Annotated in this window: 15 protein-coding genes; 6 read left to right on the top strand and 9 right to left on the bottom strand. The window is 69.7% G+C overall.

Annotated elements, in window-relative coordinates; translation table 11 throughout:
* The first annotated feature begins 611 nt into the window (after positions 1–611).
* Positions 612–3,392 carry a tetratricopeptide repeat protein gene (locus AB0G20_RS28470; RefSeq protein WP_361307164.1) on the top strand — a complete coding sequence of 927 codons (2,781 nt, stop codon included), beginning with the start codon at positions 612–614 and terminating at the stop codon, positions 3,390–3,392.
* A gap of 51 nt (positions 3,393–3,443) precedes the next feature.
* Here AB0G20_RS28470 and AB0G20_RS28465 read toward each other — a convergent pair whose 3' ends face one another.
* Together AB0G20_RS28465 and AB0G20_RS28460 are read right to left on the bottom strand one after the other, a co-directional pair.
* Positions 3,444–5,366: a protein-arginine deiminase domain-containing protein gene (locus AB0G20_RS28465; RefSeq protein WP_361307162.1), complete on the bottom strand. Its 1,923-nt coding sequence runs from the start codon at positions 5,364–5,366 to the stop codon at positions 3,444–3,446.
* Positions 5,367–5,569: 203 nt separating this feature from the next.
* On the bottom strand, positions 5,570–5,992 hold the full coding sequence (locus AB0G20_RS28460) for a DUF350 domain-containing protein (protein WP_361307160.1): 423 nt from the start codon (positions 5,990–5,992) through the stop codon (positions 5,570–5,572).
* Between the two features lie 181 nt (positions 5,993–6,173).
* Between AB0G20_RS28460 and AB0G20_RS28455 the strand changes: the two genes are divergently transcribed.
* Together AB0G20_RS28455 and AB0G20_RS28450 are read left to right on the top strand one after the other, a co-directional pair.
* Positions 6,174–6,875 (top strand): 2-phosphosulfolactate phosphatase, encoded by a 702-nt coding sequence (locus AB0G20_RS28455; protein ID WP_361307464.1) that lies wholly within the window; start codon positions 6,174–6,176, stop codon positions 6,873–6,875.
* 249 nt (positions 6,876–7,124) lie between these two features.
* Positions 7,125–8,183, top strand: a complete 1,059-nt coding sequence (locus tag AB0G20_RS28450; protein WP_361307158.1) for an enoyl-CoA hydratase/isomerase family protein — start codon at positions 7,125–7,127, stop codon at positions 8,181–8,183.
* Between the two features lie 123 nt (positions 8,184–8,306).
* On the opposite strand, the gene AB0G20_RS28445 is transcribed toward AB0G20_RS28450, so the two are convergent.
* Positions 8,307–9,347 (bottom strand): vWA domain-containing protein, encoded by a 1,041-nt coding sequence (locus tag AB0G20_RS28445; RefSeq protein WP_361307156.1) that lies wholly within the window; start codon positions 9,345–9,347, stop codon positions 8,307–8,309.
* Positions 9,348–9,471: 124 nt separating this feature from the next.
* Entirely contained in the window at positions 9,472–10,011 is a 540-nt protein-coding gene (locus tag AB0G20_RS28440) for a phenolic acid decarboxylase (RefSeq protein WP_361307154.1), read from the bottom strand.
* A gap of 99 nt (positions 10,012–10,110) precedes the next feature.
* On the opposite strand from AB0G20_RS28440, the gene AB0G20_RS28435 reads away from it, so the two are divergent.
* Positions 10,111–10,551, top strand: a complete 441-nt coding sequence (locus tag AB0G20_RS28435; RefSeq protein ID WP_361307152.1) for a MarR family transcriptional regulator — start codon at positions 10,111–10,113, stop codon at positions 10,549–10,551.
* 214 nt (positions 10,552–10,765) lie between these two features.
* On the opposite strand, the gene AB0G20_RS28430 is transcribed toward AB0G20_RS28435, so the two are convergent.
* The 3 genes from AB0G20_RS28430 to AB0G20_RS28420 form a co-directional block, all read right to left on the bottom strand.
* Positions 10,766–11,176: a GNAT family N-acetyltransferase gene (locus AB0G20_RS28430; protein ID WP_361307150.1), complete on the bottom strand. Its 411-nt coding sequence runs from the start codon at positions 11,174–11,176 to the stop codon at positions 10,766–10,768.
* A gap of 293 nt (positions 11,177–11,469) precedes the next feature.
* Positions 11,470–12,033, bottom strand: a complete 564-nt coding sequence (locus tag AB0G20_RS28425) for a dihydrofolate reductase family protein (protein WP_361307148.1) — start codon at positions 12,031–12,033, stop codon at positions 11,470–11,472.
* Between the two features lie 87 nt (positions 12,034–12,120).
* A complete protein-coding gene (locus tag AB0G20_RS28420) occupies positions 12,121–12,438 on the bottom strand; it encodes a hypothetical protein (RefSeq protein ID WP_361307146.1) in 318 nt (105 codons plus the stop codon).
* A gap of 293 nt (positions 12,439–12,731) precedes the next feature.
* On the opposite strand from AB0G20_RS28420, the gene AB0G20_RS28415 reads away from it, so the two are divergent.
* A complete protein-coding gene (locus AB0G20_RS28415) occupies positions 12,732–14,873 on the top strand; it encodes a beta-galactosidase (protein WP_361307144.1) in 2,142 nt (713 codons plus the stop codon).
* Positions 14,874–15,206: 333 nt separating this feature from the next.
* Entirely contained in the window at positions 15,207–16,853 is a 1,647-nt protein-coding gene (locus tag AB0G20_RS28410) for an RICIN domain-containing protein (RefSeq protein ID WP_361307142.1), read from the top strand.
* Positions 16,854–16,947: 94 nt separating this feature from the next.
* On the opposite strand, the gene AB0G20_RS28405 is transcribed toward AB0G20_RS28410, so the two are convergent.
* Positions 16,948–18,462, bottom strand: a complete 1,515-nt coding sequence (locus tag AB0G20_RS28405) for a glycoside hydrolase family 43 protein (protein WP_361307140.1) — start codon at positions 18,460–18,462, stop codon at positions 16,948–16,950.
* A 44-nt stretch (positions 18,463–18,506) separates the two neighbouring features.
* The gene (locus AB0G20_RS28400) at positions 18,507–20,642 is read right to left on the bottom strand and encodes an alpha-galactosidase (protein ID WP_361307138.1); all 2,136 of its coding nucleotides are present in this window, start codon (positions 20,640–20,642) and stop codon (positions 18,507–18,509) included.
* Between the last annotated feature and the right edge of the window lie 206 nt (positions 20,643–20,848).

The following is a 20,848-nucleotide window of genomic DNA, read 5'->3' as shown; positions in this document are numbered from 1 at the left end:
ATAGCCGAAGAGGGAGACGCTGTCCCTGTTTTCCATGTTTTGCTCCCGGCGCGTCATATCCCGCTGTAACTCTGACATCACGCGTTGAGACAAGGGGGGACGCATGCGAGGCGCAAGGCGTTGGGCCGTCACGGTGGTCGCGGGGGCAGGCACGTTCGTGATCTGTCTGTGGTCGGCACGGGTCGCCCCCTTCGGTTTCCTCCCCGGAGCGGAGGCCGACCGGTGGTTGGTGGCGACGGCGTTCGCGACGACGGTGACCACGATGGTCGCAGCGGCGGCCGGCTGGTGGGCAGGAGAGAGGGGCCAATCCGGCTCCGTTCCCCCGGACGACCGCCCGCCGGAGACCTCGGGCCCGCCCCGGTCCGGCAGTCAGGCGGTGCGGCAGAGTGCGACGGCGTCGGATGCCGCCAGGGTCACGCAGGTCGCGGGGCACGTCGGGCAGGCTGCTCCCGAGGAGCGCCCCAGCAGGGTGACGCAGCGCGCTACGGCATCGGGCCGGGCGGGAATCACCCAGGTCGGCGGGAGCGACGGTACGACAGGTCCCGAGCGTGGGGATCGGTAGGAGCAGGGCCGCGCGGTCCCAGGCAGCCACGGCATCCGGGCATGGCCATGTGATCCAGGTCAGCGGCAGCGGCAACACGGTCTGCGCGTCGGGCACCGCGGACCCGGCACCGATGCTGCGGCTCCCCGCGGAGCCGACGCATCTGGCAGGTCGCGAGGAGGAAGCCGAGGCCGTACTGGCGCTGCTCGCCCCCTCGTCCCGTGCGCGTGCCGCCACCGTCGTCTCGGTACTGACCGGACTTCCCGGCATCGGCAAGACCGCGCTGGCCCTCCATGTCGCACATCGGGCCGTGGCGCGGGGGTGGTTCCCCGGCGGCGCCGTCTTCCTTCACCTGCGAGGCCACGACCCGGCCGGGCCGGTCGGCGCACAGGAGGCCGTCGGCGCGCTGGCGCGGGCGTTGTGTGTGGACGAGGCGATGACACCGGACGAGCAGACGGGCCTCTGCCAGGCCGCGCTCAACCGGCTCGCCGACGAGGGCAGGGCGGTGCTGCTGGTCGCCGACGACGTGTCCAGCGCCGTGCAGATCGAACACCTCGTGCCCGCCCGATCCGAGCACCGGCTGCTGGTGACCTCCCGTCACCTCCTGACCGGACCCTCTCTCCGGGCCCGGCTGTTCGGCCTGGACGAACTTCCACCCCGCGGAGCCGCGGAGCTGATCGCCGAGGCGCTGAGGCACGCCCGGCCCGACGATCCGCGCCCGCAGGAAGCCGACGCGCTCGCCGAACTCGCCCTGCACTGCGGCCACCATCCCCTCGCCTTGCAGATCGCCGCTTCCTTGCTCGCCACCGACCCGGGCCGGCCCATCGCCGCACTCGCAGCCGAACTTGCCGACGCCACCACCCGCCTCGACGTGCTGTGCTACGAAGACGGCGGGCACACGACGGCGGTCCAGGCAGCGTTCCACCTCTCATACCAACGGTTGCTTCCGCACCACCGCCAGTTGTTCCGGCAACTCGCGCTGCATCCCGGCCCGGACATCAGCACGGACGCGGCGGCAGCCCTCTGGGGACAGTCGCGGAACCGGACTCGGAACGGCCTCGCCGCGCTTGCCCGGGCCGGACTGCTGGCGGAGCAGCCCGTGGGCTCGGGACGCTGGCGCATGCACGACCTCCTGCGCGTCTACGCGGCCAAGCTGGTCGAAAGCGACAGCGCCAAGCAGCGGAGCGCGGCCTTCACCCGCCTGCTGAAACACTGCCGACAACTGGTGCAGGCGGCGAACGCACACCTGCACACCCATGACGACAGACCCTTGCCGGACGCCTTCCGGGACCGCGCACACGCCGTGCAATGGCTGGAGGAAGAACGGGCCAACCTGATGGCGCTGATCGCCCGGGCCGCGACCACCGGACACCCGCGCGCGGTACTGGACCTGCAGGAGAACATGCGTCCGTTCCTGCTCAGCCGGCGCAGTTACACCGCCGACGCCGCGACCGTCGCCCAGCTCGCGGTCGACTGCGCCCGCGAGATCGACCATCCTTGCTGTGAGGCAACCGCCCTGAACCACCTGAGCCAGATCCTCCCCGACTGTGGCAGGCCGGACGACGCGGTGGAGGCCGCCACGAGGAGCCTGGACATCAGCCGCACGCGCGGCGACCGGATGCGCCAGGCCACGGCATTGTCCAGCCTCGGTGCCGCGCTGAAGCGCGCCGAGAGGTTGGAGGACGCCGTGAAGGCGCACACCGAGAGCCTGACTCTCAGCCGGGAGATCGGCGACCAGGGCTGCATCGGGCGGGCGCTCATGGGCCTGGCCGACACGCTTCACGAGACCCGCCGGTACGAGGAAGCCGCCGACGTGCTCACCGAGTCCGTACGGCACTTCGCCGCGCTGGGCAACTGGCATGCCGAGGGCCTGCAACTCATGCGCCTGGGCGACACGTTGTTCGCGATGAAGCGGTCCACCGACGCCGTCGACACGTTTCGCCGCGCTCTCGTCCTGTACCAGGAGCGCGGCGACGAGCACCACCAGGCCATAGCCCTTCAGCACCTGTGGTCGGTGAGCGACATGAGTGCGGAGGAGGCGGTGGACAACTACCAGAGGCTCGTGGCCGTCTGCCGCAAGGTGTGCGACCGCGCCCTGGAATCCGTGGCGCTGAACGCCCTGGGCGACAGACTCCAGCAGCTCGGCCGGTACGAGGAGGCCGTCGAGGCCCACCGCGGGGCGGCGGCGATTCACGAGGAGCGTGATGAGGAACGCCTGTTGATCGCGGTGCTGGCGAACCTCGGGATCGCACTGCGTGCGGCCGGGCGTATCACCGAGGCCGCCGAGGTGCACGAACGCGAGACCGAGCTGGCCCGGGCCGGCGGTGACAGGCACAAGGAAGCCGAGGCCCTGGAACGCCTCGCCACGACGCTGAGATGCGGACGCCGCCGTCGGGAGGCGGTGGAAGCCCGGGTCAGAGCGGTCGGCATCTACCGCGAGCTGGAGGACACATGGTGCGAGAGCAGAGCACTCGACGATCTGGGTCTACCGGTTCGGAACACACCCCGAGCCGACACGACCATGGCCCGGTACAACGGGGTCCTGGCCGGCCTGCCCCCGAACGACGGGCTCGGCCAGGAAGGCAGGATTCTCATCGCCCTCGCAGTCACGCAAGCGGCAGCGCGTCACATCATCGCCGCATTCTGGTCGTGGGCGACCCTGACCAAGATCATGTGGAGACTCCTGGACGAGGACGAGGACGAGGACGAGGACGAGGACGAGGACGAGGGTGAGACTCCGGAGCAGTACTTCCGCGCGTTGAAGCACCTGATGATGGCTTCCCTCCCTCTCGTCCACCCCTTCCCGACCCTCATCACCCTGCGGGACAGGCTCCGGCGACCGACCACCTGAGGCCAATCCCCCCCCCAGCACCGGAGCTTGTCCCGGTGTGCCGGCCGCTGTCTACGCCCCGTCACGGTTCACGGCCGGGCGCTGCCACCACGCGGCCGTGGCGTCGCGCAGGGTGTTGGTGCCGCAGTGCACTTCACCCATGCCGAGGTGGTAGGTGTACCAGTCGTCGATGTACGACACGTTCAGGCCGACTCGCTGGTAGACGGCGGTGACGGCTTCCGTGAAGATGTCCTTGCCGCCGACGACAGGCCCCCACTGGCGTGGGGCGAGGTAGCGGTCGCGCCCCAGCAGCAGACCGTTGACCGCACCGGGAACGTAAGCGCTGGTCGTGACCGTCGCCTCGGCCGCTGCCCGCGGGGCGGGGTTCTCGGCGAGCCACTTCTGCTGGCCGTGGTCCCCGAGGCTGTTCACGAGGTCGGAGCCGGCGCCCATGCGCGACAGACGCGGCACGGGGATCTCCTGGCCTTCGGAGGTCAAGGCCTCCGAGTCACGGGTGTACAGCGCCGGCACCCGCACGATCTCCTCGTCGGTGACGCCCGTCTCGCGCTTGAGGATCTCCAGGTTGGCCGCGATGCGCCGCGCCGCCATCTCGTTGTCGGCCACCAGGTGACGGGACGCGAGCGCCTGGTCGATGGTCTCCTTGGGCGCCGGAGTGCCGCTGCGGCCCGGGACGGAGAACATCTTCGTCTTGCCGTGGCCGTCGCGCTTGGCGTCCCGCAGCAGCCGCAGCCCCGCCTTCGGGTCGGCGACGCCGATGCGCCAGCCGCGCGGAGTGTCGGCGGGCAGGAACTGCACGAACTCGTCGACGTGCCCCACGCCGAGCCACGAGGTGTCCAGCAGCAGCGGGTCCTGCAACCCCTGCGACTTGAGCAGCGTCCGCATCACCTTCGACGGACGTGCCCCGCTGTCCTTCCGCTCGCCCATGATGATCCGCCCGGCCGGGAAGGAGCGCCCGCCGTGCGCGTAGGGAGGGATGGTCTCCAGGTTCCCCATGGAGTTGAGCGACCAGTCGTCGGGTTCCGCCCGGTCGGTCACCTGCACGACACCGACGTCACGGCCGCGCACCCGCTCGAACAGCTCCCGGCCCGCGTCCCGGTCCGGCTGGGCGGAGCGCAGCATCACACGCATCACCTGCCGCTGACCGTTCGGGCCGGTCATGCTGACGTAGGCCGGTTCGACGAAGTCCTGAGCCCACCGGTCGGCGTACTTCTCGAAGGTGACCAGCGGCGTGGTGACGCCGGCCTTCTTGACCTCCTTCGCGAGGGCGCTGACGAACTCTCGCTGAAGACGGCTGTCCGGACCGTCTCCCTGGACCTTGGACACCATCACCTGCTGGGTGTTCTGAAGGTGATGCTGCGTCAGCAGCGGGGCGACGCGCAGGGTCACGGAGTCCGAGGTGGACTTCTGCCCGGACGTCACCGTCAGCCGGACCACCGCACGGCCGTCCCACTTCGTAGCGTCCCGGACGACGTCGGTGGCCTCGACGCCGAACTCCACACCGGAGCGCAACTCGGCGGCCGTCAACCGGGTCCCGGACGTCACGAGGATCCACTTCCCGGCACGCTTGAGGAAGAGGCGCGCGTGCGTGCCTCCCGTGGCGATTTTCAGGCTGCCCTTGGCGTCCGCAGGGAGGCCGGGCAGGGGCACGGAACGGACCCGCGCGAGGTCGGCGGCATCGTCGGCGCCGTTGACCTTCGTGTCGGAGCCGTCGTTGCACGCGGCCAACTTGGCGTCGGACAGCGGTTGGCCACCGGGCCCGGTCACCGGACACCGCTTGGCGTCGTCATCGATGTTGGGCAGATACACAGCCCCACGCTCGACGGACCAGCCGTCCTCGCCCTTGTTGTCGCTGCCACCGGTGACGTCGACCCGCCCGTCCCGATTGACATCCGCCCGCAGGTCGGCCCGCCCGCCCGCCTCGGCGGCGAAGGCAGAGCCGGCCGGTCCCGCCAGCACGGATCCAGCGGCAGCCATGGCCAGGACCAACGACCCGGCCGGGTACAGGCGTGAACGTATACGTCTGCGTGAACGCACAGCACGTTCCTCTCAGTTCAGGGGCTCCGCCATGCAAGAGGAAGGACAGTGGCTGTGCGTTCACTGTGCGACGGGAGTTACTCCGTACGAAGCCCCTGACGCTGCTCTCAGAACCTGCCCCACGCCGCTGAGGGGGACAGCTGTCAGGCGATGGATGCCGAAATGACGGCAGAGACAGCGAGGTTGCAGGAGGCTGTCACCCAGACCGCGGGGTGAGGCTCGGCCTCGACCAGCGTGGCACCCAGGCGCCCCGGTGTGACCAGGTCCACCACCAGGAACGCCACCGCCATCATCACCAGTCCCAGCAGCCCGAACGCCGCGGTCGAGACCAGTCCCTTGCCGAAGTCCTCGTACGTCGTCCAGATGGACGTGAACACGATGCCACCGATACCGAGGAGCGCGGAGCTGAGGACCGTGGCGGCGTTGCGATTGCGCTCTTCCCAGATCTGTCGGCCCAGCTTTCCGGGCGTCAGCACATCGACCAGGACGATGCCGAGGACCAACAGAACCAGTCCCAGACCGCCGTATGCAGTGGCCCGGCCGAGTCCGTTGACGATGTCGCTCATGGGGTTGGCAACTCCGAAGCGTAGGGATCATGACTGATCGCGGTCAAGGAGAGGCAAAATGTAGCGCACACGTGCTGCCCGCTGGACAGCGCCCAGCCTTCCGCGACGACGCGGCCGGACCTGTGGCGATCGTCGGGAAAACCAAGGGTGCTTCGGGGCGAGCATGCGCGATCATGACCGGATGGAATTTCGTTTCCTCGGTACCGCCGAACTGGCCGAGGCCCCGTCCGCGGCGGTCGTAGTCGACGTCATGCGCGCTTTCACGGTGGCTGCCTGGGCCTTCGGCCAAGGGGCGGAGAAGATCGTTCTTGCCGAGTCGCTGGACGACGCCCTGGCGCTCAAGGCTCGCCACCCGGACTGGGTGGCTCTCAAGGACGGCCCGCCCGCGCCAGGGTTCGACGCGGTCAACTCGCCCGGCTTGCTGCGCTCTGTCGACCTTGACGGACGGACCGTTGTGCAGAAGACCACGGCCGGGACGGTCGGCGCCCTTGCGGTCAAGGAAGCGTCGCTGGTGTTGTGCGCCGGCTTCGTGGTGGCGGAGGCAACGGCTCGGCTCTTGCGGGCCCGCGAGTGCGGCAGCGTCACGTTCGTGGTCACTGGCGAGGGTGGGCAGGCCGACGAAGATCTGGCGTGCGCTCAGTACATCGCCCGGAGGGCCACCGAGACCGGGGCGGACGCGGCCGAGTTCCTCCGCCGCGCCGGCGAGTCGCGTGCGGCCGCTGAGCTGGCGGGAGGTGTGCGCCAAGGAGCTCACCCCGATGACGTCGCACTCTGTCTAGAGCTCGACCGGTTCCCCTTTGCCATGGTGGCGGCCCTGGAAGAATCGCTCATGGTCCTCCGTCCGTGCGCCGTGCCGTCGCTGACCGACGGGGCTCCGAACTGACCGCTGCGCTCCTTCGCCGCTGACGACCGGACGTGAGAGCGGCCTCGCTCGGGTCCGAGTCCGTCATCGCGCAGCGCCGTCCCGCCCACCCCGCCAGGTCGTCCAGGTAGGTCATCAGGCACCGTAGGGTCCGCGGTGGCGAGGTGGTTCGTCGCCGGCAGCAGCGGACGAAGTGTCCTGAACCTGGATGGGAAGGAATCGCCGAGACATGCGCGTCATCGTGGCCCACGGCCTGGGGGAGGCGTTCCGATGAGCGGAACCGAGGACCCCGTCCTCTTCCAGATCACCGGGCACGCCGCCCGCATCACGCTCAACCGGCCGCGAGCCCTCAACGCCCTCACACACACCATGGTCCGCCGCATCGACGAGGCGCTCACCGCGTGGGAGCGGGACCCTGCCGTCGAGACCGTCGTCATCACCGGTGCGGGGGAGCGCGGCCTGTGCGCCGGCGGCGACATCCGTGCCATCCACGACGACGCCCGCGACGGCGACGGCACGGCCTCCGCGGCGTTCTGGCGTGACGAGTACCGCCTCAACGCCCGCATCGCCGGTTACCCCAAGCCGTACGTCGCCGTGATGGACGGCATCGTGATGGGCGGTGGTGTCGGCGTCTCGGCGCACGGCAGCGTCCGTGTCGTCACCGAGCGGTCCCGGGTCGCCATGCCGGAGACCGGCATCGGCTTCGTGCCGGACGTGGGCGGCACCCACCTGCTCGCCCTGGCGCCGGGGGAGTTGGGCACCCACCTCGCCTTGACGGGCGCTCAGGTCGGTGCGGCTGACGCGCTGCTGTGCGGGCTCGCCGACCACTACGTGCCGGCAGCCTCGCTGCGGGAGCTCCACGACGCGCTGGCCGAGCGCCCCGTAGAGGAGGCCCTGGCCGGCCATGTGCGGACGCCGCCGCAGGGCGTCCTGGCCGCCCAGCGCGACTGGATCGACACCTGCTACGCCGCCGACACCGTCGAGGAGATCGTGCGTCGGCTGCTCGCGCACGATGACCCCGCTGCCAAGGAGACCGCGGAGACACTGCTCGCCAAGTCGCCGACCGCCCTCAAGGTCACCCTCGCCTCCCTGCGCCGCGCCCGTGAGCTCGGCCGGCTGGAGCCAGTCCTGAACCAGGAGTACCGCGTCTCCTGCGCCGCCCTGGACGCACCCGACCTGGTGGAGGGAATCCGCGCCCAGGTCGTCGACAAGGACCGCAGGCCGCGCTGGGCGCCGAAGACCCTGGCCGAGGTCACCGACGCCGATGTCGAGCGCTTCTTCACCCCGCTCGGCGAGCGCGAACTCGGCCTGCCGCCGGTCATGCGCTGAAGGAGTGGATGCCGGGCTTCGAGCAGAGCAGGCACCAGATCGCCGGAGAACCTGACACGTGTGTTGCCGGGGTGGGGCGCAGGAGCGGCGAAGCTCCCGGCGCCCCATCGGCTTCACGACATGTCAGAGCATGAGCAGCAGCCGCGTGTTGGGCACGAGTTTCCGGTTGACGCTGGTGCTCTGCACGAAGATGGTGAAGTGGTCGTTGTGGTCCGGCTTGACGCGGACTTCCGTGTTAGGCAACCCGAGCAGGGCTCGGGCCTGGGGCCCCGTGTACACGCGGTCCGTCTTCTTTTCCAGCACCGCGATCTGCTTTTGCGCCTGGACTTTCTCCGACTTGCTCAACTCGTAGAAAGCCCCGCCGGTCCGATAGGTGTGCCCGCATTCGATGACCCACTCCTTGATCGCCGCATTGCGGGCCACGGGGATCAGCTGATACTTCGATGGATCGACCGGGGTGAGGCCGGCTGCCTTGATGGTGTTCTCGTTGACCGTTTCCGCACCGGTGGAGAACACCGCGCGCGATCCCCGGATGCCCTGGGTGCGGCCCATCATGAAATTCTCGGTGGCCTGCTGGATGACCTGCCCGGCCTCCTCCAGGCCCTGCGTGCTGGTGGCGTCCCATATGGCGATGTTGTCCTTGGGGAAGCCGCACTGCATGGCCTCGCGCTTGCCCATCTGGTCGGGCACCAGGACGGCCAGCGTCCAGTTGTCCTGCTGTGTCTCGATCATCCGGGCCACGGCCTGGACCAGGTCACGGGGATCCTTGGTGGGTGAATCCTGGCAGCGGTGGCTCGCGTTCTCCTGCCCGTCCGTCAGCACGAACGTCAGGAAACTGTGGTCACCGTACAGTTGGGCCGTCTGAGCCAGCTCGCGCTGTGACTTCAGTGCGGCTGCCAGGAGGGCCGTCATCCCCCCGGTCCGGTACAGCTGCTTCAGCGACGGCATCCGCAGCACGTCCTTGTCGTAGATGACGCACTCCACCTTGTCGGCGAAGACGTACACCGTGACGCGGGTTTCCTGGTCCAGTTCCCTTGAACGGCGCGCAAGATATGCGATCTGCTGGTCGGCGACTTCGACGACTTTGCGGCTCAGGTGCGACATCGACGAGCTGGCATCCAGCACTAGAGCAACGTGGTTGATGTAATTCTGGCTCACGGACATCACAGCTCCCCCTCGTTCCGGCTTGATGTTCCTACCTTCTCACCCACCACTGACAATCGATCTTGGCTCTTGGCGCCTCGTCCGCTTCCTCGACCCACCGCCGTGCGATGGGCGGCTGGGGCGGTCAGTCGGTGCGGTCGGACCAGCCCGGCGGGAGGTCGCCCGGGGCCGTGGCGATGATGGTGTCGTCGTCGGGGCCGACGAACTCGAAGAGGGTGATCTTGGCGAATTCCGGGACCACGTAGATCGGGTACGTCGGACCCTCGTCGCGGTACCTGCGCATCTCGTCGAGGTGGTCGTTCTGGTAGAGGACGGTGCGCTCGCCGTGCTCCTCGACCCAGTGCGGGAAGAAGATCACGCCGTGCAGGCGGCGCTTGCCGGGCATGACGTTCACGCAGACCGACGTACCGGTGGGCTCGTTCCAGGAGATCTTGTAGTGGTCGTCGTCCAGTTGGACCAGGTCGACCTGCTGGTCCTTGACCCAACGGCCGCCCACCATGCCGGAGTGGATCCGGTAGTCGATGGTGGTCGGGTTCTTCACGTACATCTCGTACTGCCAGCCGTTGGCGTAGGTGTAGATGAAGCGGTGGCCGACGATCCCGGAGAGCTGCTGCGGGGGTACTGGGTTCCGGACGGTGGTGTCGTGCGCTCCGCTGTTGACCATGCGAGGTACCTCCTTGACGCTTACCGCGGTCTCGCCTCGCCATCCATTTTGCCACAAAACTATTTTGCGTCAAAAGGATGTTGCGGTCATCATGAACGCATGGACACCGCGACTGATCTCGGCCGCCTCATCGGGCCCCTCCGGCGTGCCGTGCTGCTGCGCACCCGCCGCGCGGAGGACCTGCCGGACCTTCCCGAGGCGCAGATCGAGCTCCTGAGAGTCCTGTCCGACGCCGGAGCCCTGGCCCCGCGCGAGGTTGCCGCGCGCCTACGAGTAGCCCCCTCGACCGTCAGCAACCTCGTCCGCACCATGACCGCATCCGGCCTCGTCGAGCGCAAGCCGTCGTCGACCGACCTTCGCACGGTGACCCTCGTGGCCTCCCCGCATGCTCTCGATCTGCTCAGCCGCTACGACCGAGTGAGCACGGAGACGCTGAGGCAAGCCCTGATTGCCCTGGCGCCGGACAGCCGGCAGGCCATCGAGGCTGCGTTGCCGGCGCTCACCGAGTTGATCGATGTCCTGGAGGAGCAGCACGACTGAACCTGGGGCCGAGCGTGTAGGGAAGGAGGGGCACGCGCGGGTGTCACGCGGCGACTGCGGTCCAGCTCCTTGCGGGTGAGGCGTGGGATCCGCATGCCGGGGTAACCGCTTGCTGTTGGACGGGAAGGGCTGCGACACCTGGGGAGGTCGGAGCGGCCCTTCCCCTAGCCGTGCCCACCGTGTTGCTTTCGAGTGATGCGAAAGAAGCGGCCGCTCAATCAGACGGTGTGGCCGATGACCACACGCCGAACCACTGCTCGGCGCCGTACTCCTCGAACCGCTCCACCTCGGTGAATCCCAGCTTCGCCGCGAGACGCATCGCGCGGTCGTTGGCGGTCTGGGTGCAGAGCACCACCGGCTCGCCGGGAAGGGCGTCGGCGAACCAGCCGAGTGCCGCTGCGCACGCCTCGGTGGCATACCCGCATCCCCACGCCTCCGGCAGCAACATGTAACCGAGTCCGACGTCCCCGGCATTCGGCCGGACGTGACCCGGACGCTCTGCGTCGCGCCGATCGAGCGTGACCATGCCGATCATCGCTCCGTCGAGATCGATCACGAAGAGGCCAGGGCCGCCCGGGAACCTCAGGAACCGCGCGATCGAGCTCATCACGCGGTCGGGGGCCACCGATGTAGGTGCCCACCTCCGGCGATGCGAACAGCTCGATGAACGCCGCACGGTCCTCGGCCTCGGACGCGCGGAGGACGAGCCGTTCGGTCTTGACCGGGGCAGGTGCCAGGCGACAGGCGAGAGTTCAGCCATGGCGGGCAACTTATCGCGAGCCTGTGAGAGCGACCCGAGGGAAGAGGCCAGCGTTGGCCGATGGCTCAGCAGTGCCTGGACCTGATGCGCAGGACGAGCGAAGCGACCGCACCGGTCCCGATGCCGAAGACGCGCCGCCGTATATTCCAAGACTCGGTCTAGCGCGGCACGCGGTAGCGGAGGTAGACGATTCTCGAGCTGAAGGTGCGAGTCTCGACGAGTTCGAGATCCACCCGGCGCTCGTGTCGAGGGAAGAACGGAATGCCACCGCCGACCAGCACCGGGTAGACCATGACCTGGTACTCGTCGATCAGATCCAAGGCGGCCGCCTCGGCGGCGAGAGTCGCGCCGCCGATCGCGATGTCGCCCTCCCCCGGCTCGGCTCGCAGCCGCTCGATCTCCTCCGCCAGGCCGCCGGAGGCCAGGCGGGCATGGCCCTGGACTGCCGACAGCGTGGTGGAGAACACCACCTTTGGGAGCGGCTTCCAGAGCGCGGCCCACTCAAGCTGTGAGTCGTCGAGCGATGGATCCTGGTCGGCGGTCTCCCAGTACAGCATCGTCTCGTACAGCCGCCGTCCCAACAGATGGACGCCGACCTGTCGAATCTCGTCGATCCAGAAGCGAAAGACCTTCTCGTCGGGCACCGTCCACTCGAAATTACCGTCCGGCCCGACGATGTAGCCGTCGAGTGAGACGCTCATCGAATAGGTCACGCTGCGCATCAGAAGTCCTCCTCCGATAACGGGTTCGACCGTACGACCGCCGGAGGCCGCGAAACTCATCGCGGCTCGTGGCTGTACCGCAGGTGCTCAGCGGGCGATGCTGTTGTTGTCCTTGCCCTGCGCCTTCGTGTTCGCGTTGTTGTTCGACGCCTCCGACAGGGTGCTGTTGACCAGCGAACCAAGGACGTTGACGGAATCCAGAGCGGCGGCGTTGTTGAGTGCGCCGTCGACAACGCCTGCCTGCGCGGGTGCCACGGAGGCGAAGGCGGCACCGGCGGTGAGCGCGGTGATGGCGATGATGCGTGATGGTGACTTCTTCATGCCGTGATCAACTCTCGCGGTGCCTCCGGGGACACGGCCAAACACACACGAGGTGAGGTTGGTGAAGCGCTTCGACGCTGCCACCGCCTGAGATGTGATGCCAATGCCTGGCAGTAGAGAGGGTTCCATTGCCTGCATCCTCTTGTTTCGCCCGAAGTTCCTCATTACCTTGCGTTACCAGGTGAAGCGCTTCGACGATTCTCCGAGGAGGCTGCTGCCGTGAGTCACCAGATGCTGCCCGGACCCGTGGCACGGCAGGACCAAGCTTTCCCCGGGAGGGGGGTGGGACCCCTCTGGGCGGTCCGGCCTGGCAGATCCGGTTCGACCCTCCGGCTCGATCTCGACCACCACCCACATACGTCTCACGGGGGCTTCGCATGACTGATCTGCCCGCGCGCGTCCTGTTCGGCGCCGCCTACTACCACGAGTACCAGCCGTACGAGCGGCTCAAGACCGACCTCGATCTCATGGCGGAGGCGAAGTTCACCGTCATCCGCGTCGGTGAGTCGGTCTGGTCCACCTGGGAACCGGAGAACGGCCGGTTCGAACTCGACTGGCTGCAACCCGTCCTCGACGGCGCCCACGAGCGCGGCATCTCCGTCGTCCTCGGAACTCCCACCTACGCGGTGCCGCCGTGGTTGGCCCGGCAGTACCCGGAGATCGCCGCCGAGGACGCCACAGGGCGGCGCGCCGCGTGGGGTGGCCGGCAGGAGGTCGACATCACGCACCCGGCCTTCCGCTTTCACGCGGAGCGGGTGATCCGCGCGATCACGGCCCGTTACGCAGACCACCCCGCGGTCATCGGTTTCCAGGTCGACAACGAACCGGGCCCGCGGCTGCCGCACAACCACGGTGTCTTCCAGCGGTTCGTGGACGACCTGCGGCAGCGGTACGGCGATGTGGAGACCCTCAACCGCGAGTGGGGGCTGGTGTACTGGTCGCACCGACTGTCCACCTGGGCCGACCTTTGGAAGCCGGAGGGCAACGCGCAGCCGCAGTACGACCTGGCCTGGCGGGCGTTCCAGGCCCGGCAGACCACCGAGTTCATCGCCTGGCAGGCCGGCATCGTGCGTGAGTACGCGAGGCCGGGCCAGTTCGTCACCACGTGCCTGGCCTACTGGTCTCCCGGCCTGGAGGACGACGAGCTCACCGACAGCCTGGACATCACCGCGGGCAACCCGTACTACGACATGCAGGACAGCCTCACCATGCCGGAGCCGCCGCACGAGAAGCTGCCGGGGCAGTGGATGGCGTACGGGGCATGGGCGCTGCACCGGAGCGCCGACCGGATCTACTCCTCGCGCCAGGAGCCGTTCCTGATCACGGAGACCAACGCGCAGGCCATCGGCGGCACTTCGGACAACCGGCCCGCCTTCGACGGGCAGTGGCGGCAGGCCGCGTGGGCGCTGGTCGCGCGCGGGGCCCGCATGATCGAGTACTGGCACTGGCACACGCTGCACTTCGGCACCGAGACGTACTGGGGCGGGATCCTCCCGCACAGCGGACGGCCGGGCCGCGCCTACGGTGAACTCGCCCGCTTGGGAGCGGAGTTCGAGCGGGCAGGAGACCTGGTCGCCGGGATCACACCGGACGCCGACATCGCGATGGTGTACTCGGCGCCGAGCAAGTGGCTGATGAACAAGTACCCGCCGCTCGCGGGTCCCGACGGCGGTCCGGACGAGGGTGCGTACGAGGGCATCTTCGACCCGTTCTACCGGGGCGCGTTCGAGGCCGGGCGCCAGGTAAGGATCCTGCACGCCCGTCAGTTGCACGACCCGCGCGGCGAACGCCCGGGCCTGGCGCCGGAGTCGGCGGCCGAGCGGCACCCCGTGCTCATCGCTCCCGCGCTGTACGTGGCGGACGATGGGACGCTCGACTGGCTCGGCGCCTACGCGGAGGCGGGCGGCCACCTCGTCCTCGGCCCCCGTACCGGCTACGGCGACCATGAGGCTCGGGCACGCCACGAGGTGACACCGGCGCGACTGGTCCGGGCCGCGGGCGTCCGGTACGACGAGTTCAGCAACCTGCACGCAGACCTGCCGCTGCGCACCGCACCGGACAGCCCGCTCCAGCTGCCCGCCTCCGCGGTGGCCACCCGTTGGGTGGAGGGCCTGGCCGTCGAGGGCGCCGACGTCCTGGCCGAGTACGACCACCCGCACTTCGGGCGCTGGCCCGCCGTCACCACCCGCCGCCACGGCGCGGGCCGCGTCACGTGCGTGGGCACCGTGCCCGGCCGCGATCTGGCCCGCGTACTCGCCGCGTGGCTCACGCCCGCCCCGTGCAGCGGCTGGCAGGGCCTGCCGGACTCGGTCACCGTCGCCACCGGCACCGCCCCTGACGGCCGGCGCGTCCATGTCGTCCACAACTGGAGCTGGCAGCCGGCCACCGCACAGGCCCCGGTGGACCTGACCGACGCCCTGGACGGCAGCGTGACCCCGGCCGGTACGCCCGTGCGGCTCGGTGCATGGGACGTCCGCGTCCTCGCTGCTGCACCGGCGTCTGCCGCTCACGGCCGGTGACATCCGCCACCCCGGCACCGGAAACGCCTGACCCGTGCCGGACCGGAACCCAACAACCCGACCGTCAGTGACGGCTGACTCGGCACCTGAGCCGTCGATACGCCCCGCACGAGTCGTCCACCCCATCGAAACATTCGGAAGCGGTCGGTGATCGGCTGTCGTCGGTCGACTGTCCGGCTGGCGCAGAGTATTTGGGCCATTCTTGCGTCGCCGGGATGCGAGGGGAGCTCCGGAGGCGGGTGGTGTTGACATGTTCGGACGTCTCCTTAGTATCCGTGAGGCCCTGACTTTCCGAATGGCGCTCGAAATTTCGAACGCCCAGAAGGAGCCCCGGTGCGCACACGATCAGGAAGACGACTGCTCCGCCTCCTCGCGGCCGCCGCGTTGACGGTCACCGCATCCGTGACGGCCTCCGCTCCGTCCACCGCCTCGGCCGCGCCCGGCAGCCCGGCGCTCACTCCACCGTTGGGCTGGAACAGCTGGAACAGCTTCGGGTGTGGGATCACCGAGGCTCAGGTACGTCAGGCCGCCGACGCGATGGTGTCCTCGGGCATGCGGGACGCCGGCTACCGGTACGTGGTGGTCGACGACTGCTGGTTCGATCCACAGCGCGACGCGGCGGGCAACCTGCGGGCCAATCCGACCAAGTTCCCGAGCGGGATGAAGGCCCTCGGGGACTACATCCACAGCAAGGGCCTCAAGTTCGGCATCTACCAGGTGCCGGGCGAACGCACCTGCGCGCAGACCACCGGCGCCTATCCCGGGTCGACGGGCAGCAAGGGGCACGAGGCCCAGGACGCCGCCACGTTCGCCTCGTGGGGCGTCGACTACCTCAAGTACGACTGGTGCTCCTCCAGCGGTACCCGCGACGAGCAGGTCGCGCGATTCACGCTCATGCGCGATGCCCTGCGCGCCACCGGTCGGCCGATCGTCTACAGCATCAACCCCAACAGCTTCCACGCCATCACCGGCGCCACCTACAACTGGGGTCAGGTCGCGGACCTGTGGCGGACGACCGAGGACCTGCTCGACATCTGGCAGAACGGCAACACCAACAGCTATCCGATGGGCGTCGGCAACGTCCTGGACGTCATTGCGCCGCTGGCGGCGCAGTCGGGCCCGGGGCACTGGAACGACCCCGACATGCTGGTCGTCGGCCGCCCCGGCCTGTCACTGACCGAGTCCCGCTCGCACTTCGCCCTGTGGGCGCTGCTGAGCGCACCGCTCATGGCCGGCAACGACATCCGCACCATGTCCGCCGACGTGAGCGCGATCCTGCGCAACCCCCGTCTGCTGGCGGTGAACCAGGATCCGCTGGGCGCGGGCGGGCGCAGGGTGCGCGACGACGGCACCACCGAGGTGTTCGCCAAACCCCTGTCCGACGGTTCGGTCGCGGTGGGCCTGTTCAACCGGGGGAGTGGCACCGCGACGGTCACCACGACAGCGGCACAAGTCGGCCTGTCCGGCGGGCCGTTCACCCTCACCGACCTGTGGACCGGCGGCACCTCGAGCACCTCCGGGCAGATCTCGGCGAGCGTTCCCGCGCACGGCGTGGCCGTGTTCCGGGTGAGCGGTGGCAGTCCGCTGGCCGCCACCACCTCGCGGCTGCGCGGCAACGGCTCCGGCCGCTGCGTGGACGTGGACAACTCCTCCACCGCGGCCGGGGCCACGGTGCTGCTCTGGGACTGCCACACGGCCGCCAACCAGTTGTGGACCACGTGGGCGGGTGGCGAGATCCGGGTCTTCGGCGACAAATGCCTGGACGCCTACGACCGGGGCACCGCCAACGGCACCCGTGTCATCACCTGGCCCTGCAACGGCCAGGACAACCAGAAGTGGACCGTCGGTTCCGACGGGTCGATCCGCAACGTCCACGCCGGGCTGTGCCTCGACGTCGACCGGGCCGGCACCACCAACGGAACCCCGCTGGTCCTGTGGGCCTGCAACGGCCAGGCCGGCCAGATGTGGAACCGCGCGTGAGGAACGTCGGGCTGGTGACCGAGCGCGGCTCGTTCCGGAACGTCGCGGAGATCGTGTCATGCCTTTCGGTCGGTCAGCCGGGGAAGGGCCCGGTTCAGCAGTCGAGGGGCTCGTAGTCGAACCAGTCGAAGTGGACGCTGCCTGCCGCGGCGTACATGCCGATGACCCGGCCCGTGAAGCCGCCGGCGACCTCGGTCGACAGATAGCGGCCGTCGAGGGTCGCGAGCTCGGTGAACGTGCCGTCGGGCTGCTCGACGCCGAGGCAGACGACGTCGGGTCCCGTGCACGGCCCGTGCGGAGACGGCGGTTCCGTGATCGTGACGGCGAGGACCACCGGCCCGGCGGGCACGGGCTGTGCGGCCACGACCGTGCGCAGGGAGCCGACGCGCGCGACCACCCGCACCTCGGGGCCTGACACCTCGATCGCGTAGTGGTGCCGCTCGTCGAGCCGGACGGCGAGGCCACCGCTTCCCTCCGCGGCATCGACCAGAGTGCGTGCCCGGCACGACAGATGCTGCTGGCGTCGGCCGGTGAACACCACGTCGGGCTCGTCCAGAGAGCCGCCCCGCGCGCGGAGCGTCAGCCATCCGGGGCGCTCCTTGGTGGTGCAGTGTTCGGCGGACCGGTCCCGCACGGAGATCCAGGACGGCCGCAGTTCGGCGAGCTCGAAGTCGTCCCGGTGCTCCTCGACAGGGCCGGGAGAGAGCGGCCACGGGAGCCCGGGCAGGTCCAGGGCGACCTCGCCGACGACCGGCCAGTCGTCCACCCAGGTCACGGGTGCCAGGAAGGTCTCCCGGCCGAGCACGTGCCAGCCCGGCGTGCCGCCGCCCGGCCGGACGCCGAGCAGCACCATCCACCAGGAGCCGTCGGGGCCTTGGACCAGGTCGGCGTGCCCGGTGTTCTGGACGGGGTGGTCGGTGCCGCGGTGGGTGAGGACCGGGTTGGCCGGGCACGGCTCGAACGGGCCCGTGGGCGTACGGCCGCGGGCGATCGAGACGCCGTGGCCGCGCTCGGTCCCACCCTCGGCGATGAGCAGGTACCAGTAGTCGCCGATCCGGTACAGGTGCGGCGCCTCCGGGGCCTTGGCGCCGGGCCCGCCGGACCAGAGCCTGTGCGGTGTGCCGTACGTCTGCCCGGTGGACGGGTCGATACGGACCTGCGAGACCCCGGCGACCGTGCACCAGCAGGTGCCGTCCTCGTCCCAGACCAGGTCGGGATCGATGCCGGGGACACCCGGCGCCCAGATGGGGTCCGACCACGGTCCGGCGGGGTCGGTGGCCGTGACGATCAGGTTGCCGCCGTCCTCGCTGCAGTTGGTGACGATCAGCCAGAAGCGGCCGTCGTGGTGGCGCAGGGTGGGGGCGTAGATCCCGCCGGAGGACGACATGGAGGCGGGCAGACGCAGTTGTTCCGGCCGGTCCAGGACGTTGCCGATCTGCGTCCAGTGCACCAGGTCACGGCTGTGGAAGAGGGGCACCCCGGGGAAGTACTCGAAGCTGGAGCAGGCCAGGTAGTAGTCGTCGCCGACGCGGCAGACGCTGGGGTCGGGGTGGAAGCCGGGGATCACGGGGTTGGCGAAGCGTCCGTCCGGCTGGCGCAGAGGGGGCACCCGATGGGTCCTCTCGTCGATTCGTGATGCGGGCGTGGGGTGGTTCAGGGAGCGCCGGGTGCCGTGGGGGTGATGCGGAGCAGGACGGCGGACGGCGCGGTGGGCAGGGTCAGGCTCAGCTCGGCGGTGTCGGGCATCCAGGCGGAATCGGCCCGGCTGACCGAGGGGTAGAGCAGGTCGACACGGGCGGCGGTGTCCCGCAGGTGGGGCAGGTGAAGCGTCGCCGTGGCATCGGTCCCGGGGCGGCGCCAGGCGGTGAGGTAGGTGGTGGCGGGAGTGCGCAGGGCCAGGGCGATCCAGGGGTCCTCCCAGGCGGGCAGGCCCAGGGGCCAGGACGGCACGGCTTGCGGCAGGTCGGCGCGGATGGCCTTGTACACCGCTACCGCTTCGTGGACCAAGGCGCGGGCGTCCGGCTGGAGTTCGGGAATGCGGCCCGAGAGATGGATCCGGCCGAGGAGTGCGTTGGCCATGGTGAAGGCCACCTCGTCGAGGGAGTCCTCCGGCTGGGGGTACGCCCAGACCGCGCCCTGTTCAGGGGTGACGGCGGTGGGCGCGGACGCCGCGATGGGTGCGTAGAGGTGGAGGTTCTGCTGATCGCTGGTGGACTGCAGCTGCATCCGGGACAGGAGGGCGTGGTCCCAGCGCATGCCGCCGGAGGAGCAGTTCTCCAGCACCAGGTGCGGGTACCGGTCGAGGACGCCGTCGAGCCAGTCGAGGTGGGCCCGGTGGTGGCCGAGCAGGCCGGCGCCCGGGGTCTCGCCGGGGTGGGCGCTGGTGCCGGAGCCGGGGTCGATGTTGTGGTCGAGCTTGAGGTAGCCGACGCCCCACTCGCCGACCAGGCGGTCCACGACCTGGTCCAAGTGGGCACGGGCGGCCGGGTGGCGCAGGTCCAGGTGGTGCCGGCCGGCCTCCGTGACGCGGATGCCGTCGCGGCGGAAGAACGCCTCGTCGGGCAGGGACTTGGCCACGGGGCTGCGTACGCCGATCACCTCCGGCTCCAGCCACAGGCCGGGCACCATGCCGCGCTCCCGGACGCGGTCCAGCACCTCGTGGATCCCGCGCGTCCCTGGGAACCGGGAGGCGGCCGGCTCCCAGGCGCCGACGGTGTCCCACCAGCCGCCGCTGTCGCCGTCGTACCAGCCGGCGTCGATCACGAAGTACTCCGCGCCCGCGTCGGCCGCCGCGTCGATGAGGGGCAGCAGCTTCTCGGTCGTGGGGTCGCCCATCAGGCAGTTCATGTAGTCGTTGAAGATGACGGGCAGGCGCTGGTGGTCGGCGTGCGGGCGGCGCTGGACGCGGCGGTAGCGGGTCAGCGCGGCGAACGCGGCGTCGGGGCCGCCGTCGGCGCTGAAGGACAGGGCGGCGGGTACGGTGCGGAAGGCGGCGCCGGGTTCAAGGGGGTGCCGCCAGCCGTGGTGGGTGTCGGTGGGGCCGAACAGCGCCGCGTAGGCCGCCTTGTTCCGCTCTTCGCATTCCCAGCGCCAGCCCCCGCCGTTGTGCTCGATCTGCCACACCCAGGTGCGGCCGGTGATCCGGTCCGTCAGGCCGCCCATGGGGAGGCGTCCGCAACTGGACCAGGTGCCCTGTCCGTTCAGGGCGAAGCCGGCTCTGCCGTGCCCGTAGCTCACGCGTCCGCTGAGGGGCGGTGTGGTCAGGCGCATCGGCTGTCGCTGCCAGCGGCATTCGGCGAGCCAGTCGTTCTCCGCCCAGAGCAGGTCCGCGGCGTCGATGGCCGCCGGGTCCTGTGGGGTGAGGCAGCCCACCGCGAGCGAGCTGACCGACTCCAGGTGGAACGTGGTCCGCCCTTCGTTGCGCAGGGTCACCTCGCTGCGGAGCACGGGGATGCCGTCCGGTGACCGGTAGGCCACCTCCGCGACCAGCCCGGTCTCCGGATCGTGGAGGTGCACGGTCAGGGTGTGCCAGTCGCCGTCGCGGGTCGCGTGATGGGACCGGTGGCGAAGGCGCCCGCCGAGGTCGGTGCCCACGAGGCGGTTGCCCGACCAGCCACGGCCGTGACCCGCGGCCGTCACTTCCACCAGGGGCAGGGACGCACGGGGGCTTCTCTGTGCTTCGCCGGGCAGGCCGAGGTGCGTGAGGCGCGGGCCGCCGTCGTCAGCGAGGACGAACTCGAGGTGAAGGGCCTCGTGCCCCCAGTGGAAGGTCCCGTGTTCCTTGGTCATGGCCGCCCTATCGAGGTCAGTGCCCGCACAACCGCCGGGCAGCAGTTCGTGCGCGAGGGCATCGGTGAGCGGGTCGTGGGCGGGACCGGCAAGACCACGGCCTCGGGTTCAACGCATGACTCATGGCGGCGGCCTTCCTACGGCGGCTGTCGAAGCGCTTCACTGCCAGGCGCAAGGTAGCGGACAATTTTCATGGAAGACAAGGG

Origin of the sequence: Streptomyces sp. NPDC024017, assembly GCF_040638895.1 — a bacterium.
Lineage (GTDB): Bacteria > Actinomycetota > Actinomycetes > Streptomycetales > Streptomycetaceae > Streptomyces.
This window is presented reverse-complemented; position numbering and strand designations above follow the sequence as displayed.

Coding starts and splice junctions, on each gene's coding strand:
- AB0G20_RS28415 (WP_361307144.1), top strand. CDS start 12,732: ATGACTGATCTGCCCGCGCGCGTCCTGTTCGGCGCCGCCTACTACCAC.
- AB0G20_RS28465 (WP_361307162.1), bottom strand. CDS start 5,366: ATGGCTGCCGCTGGATCCGTGCTGGCGGGACCGGCCGGCTCTGCCTTC.
- AB0G20_RS28450 (WP_361307158.1), top strand. CDS start 7,125: ATGAGCGGAACCGAGGACCCCGTCCTCTTCCAGATCACCGGGCACGCC.
- AB0G20_RS28435 (WP_361307152.1), top strand. CDS start 10,111: ATGGACACCGCGACTGATCTCGGCCGCCTCATCGGGCCCCTCCGGCGT.
- AB0G20_RS28440 (WP_361307154.1), bottom strand. CDS start 10,011: ATGGTCAACAGCGGAGCGCACGACACCACCGTCCGGAACCCAGTACCC.
- AB0G20_RS28425 (WP_361307148.1), bottom strand. CDS start 12,033: ATGCGCAGCGTGACCTATTCGATGAGCGTCTCACTCGACGGCTACATC.
- AB0G20_RS28455 (WP_361307464.1), top strand. CDS start 6,174: ATGGAATTTCGTTTCCTCGGTACCGCCGAACTGGCCGAGGCCCCGTCC.
- AB0G20_RS28445 (WP_361307156.1), bottom strand. CDS start 9,347: ATGTCCGTGAGCCAGAATTACATCAACCACGTTGCTCTAGTGCTGGAT.
- AB0G20_RS28460 (WP_361307160.1), bottom strand. CDS start 5,992: ATGAGCGACATCGTCAACGGACTCGGCCGGGCCACTGCATACGGCGGT.
- AB0G20_RS28400 (WP_361307138.1), bottom strand. CDS start 20,642: ATGACCAAGGAACACGGGACCTTCCACTGGGGGCACGAGGCCCTTCAC.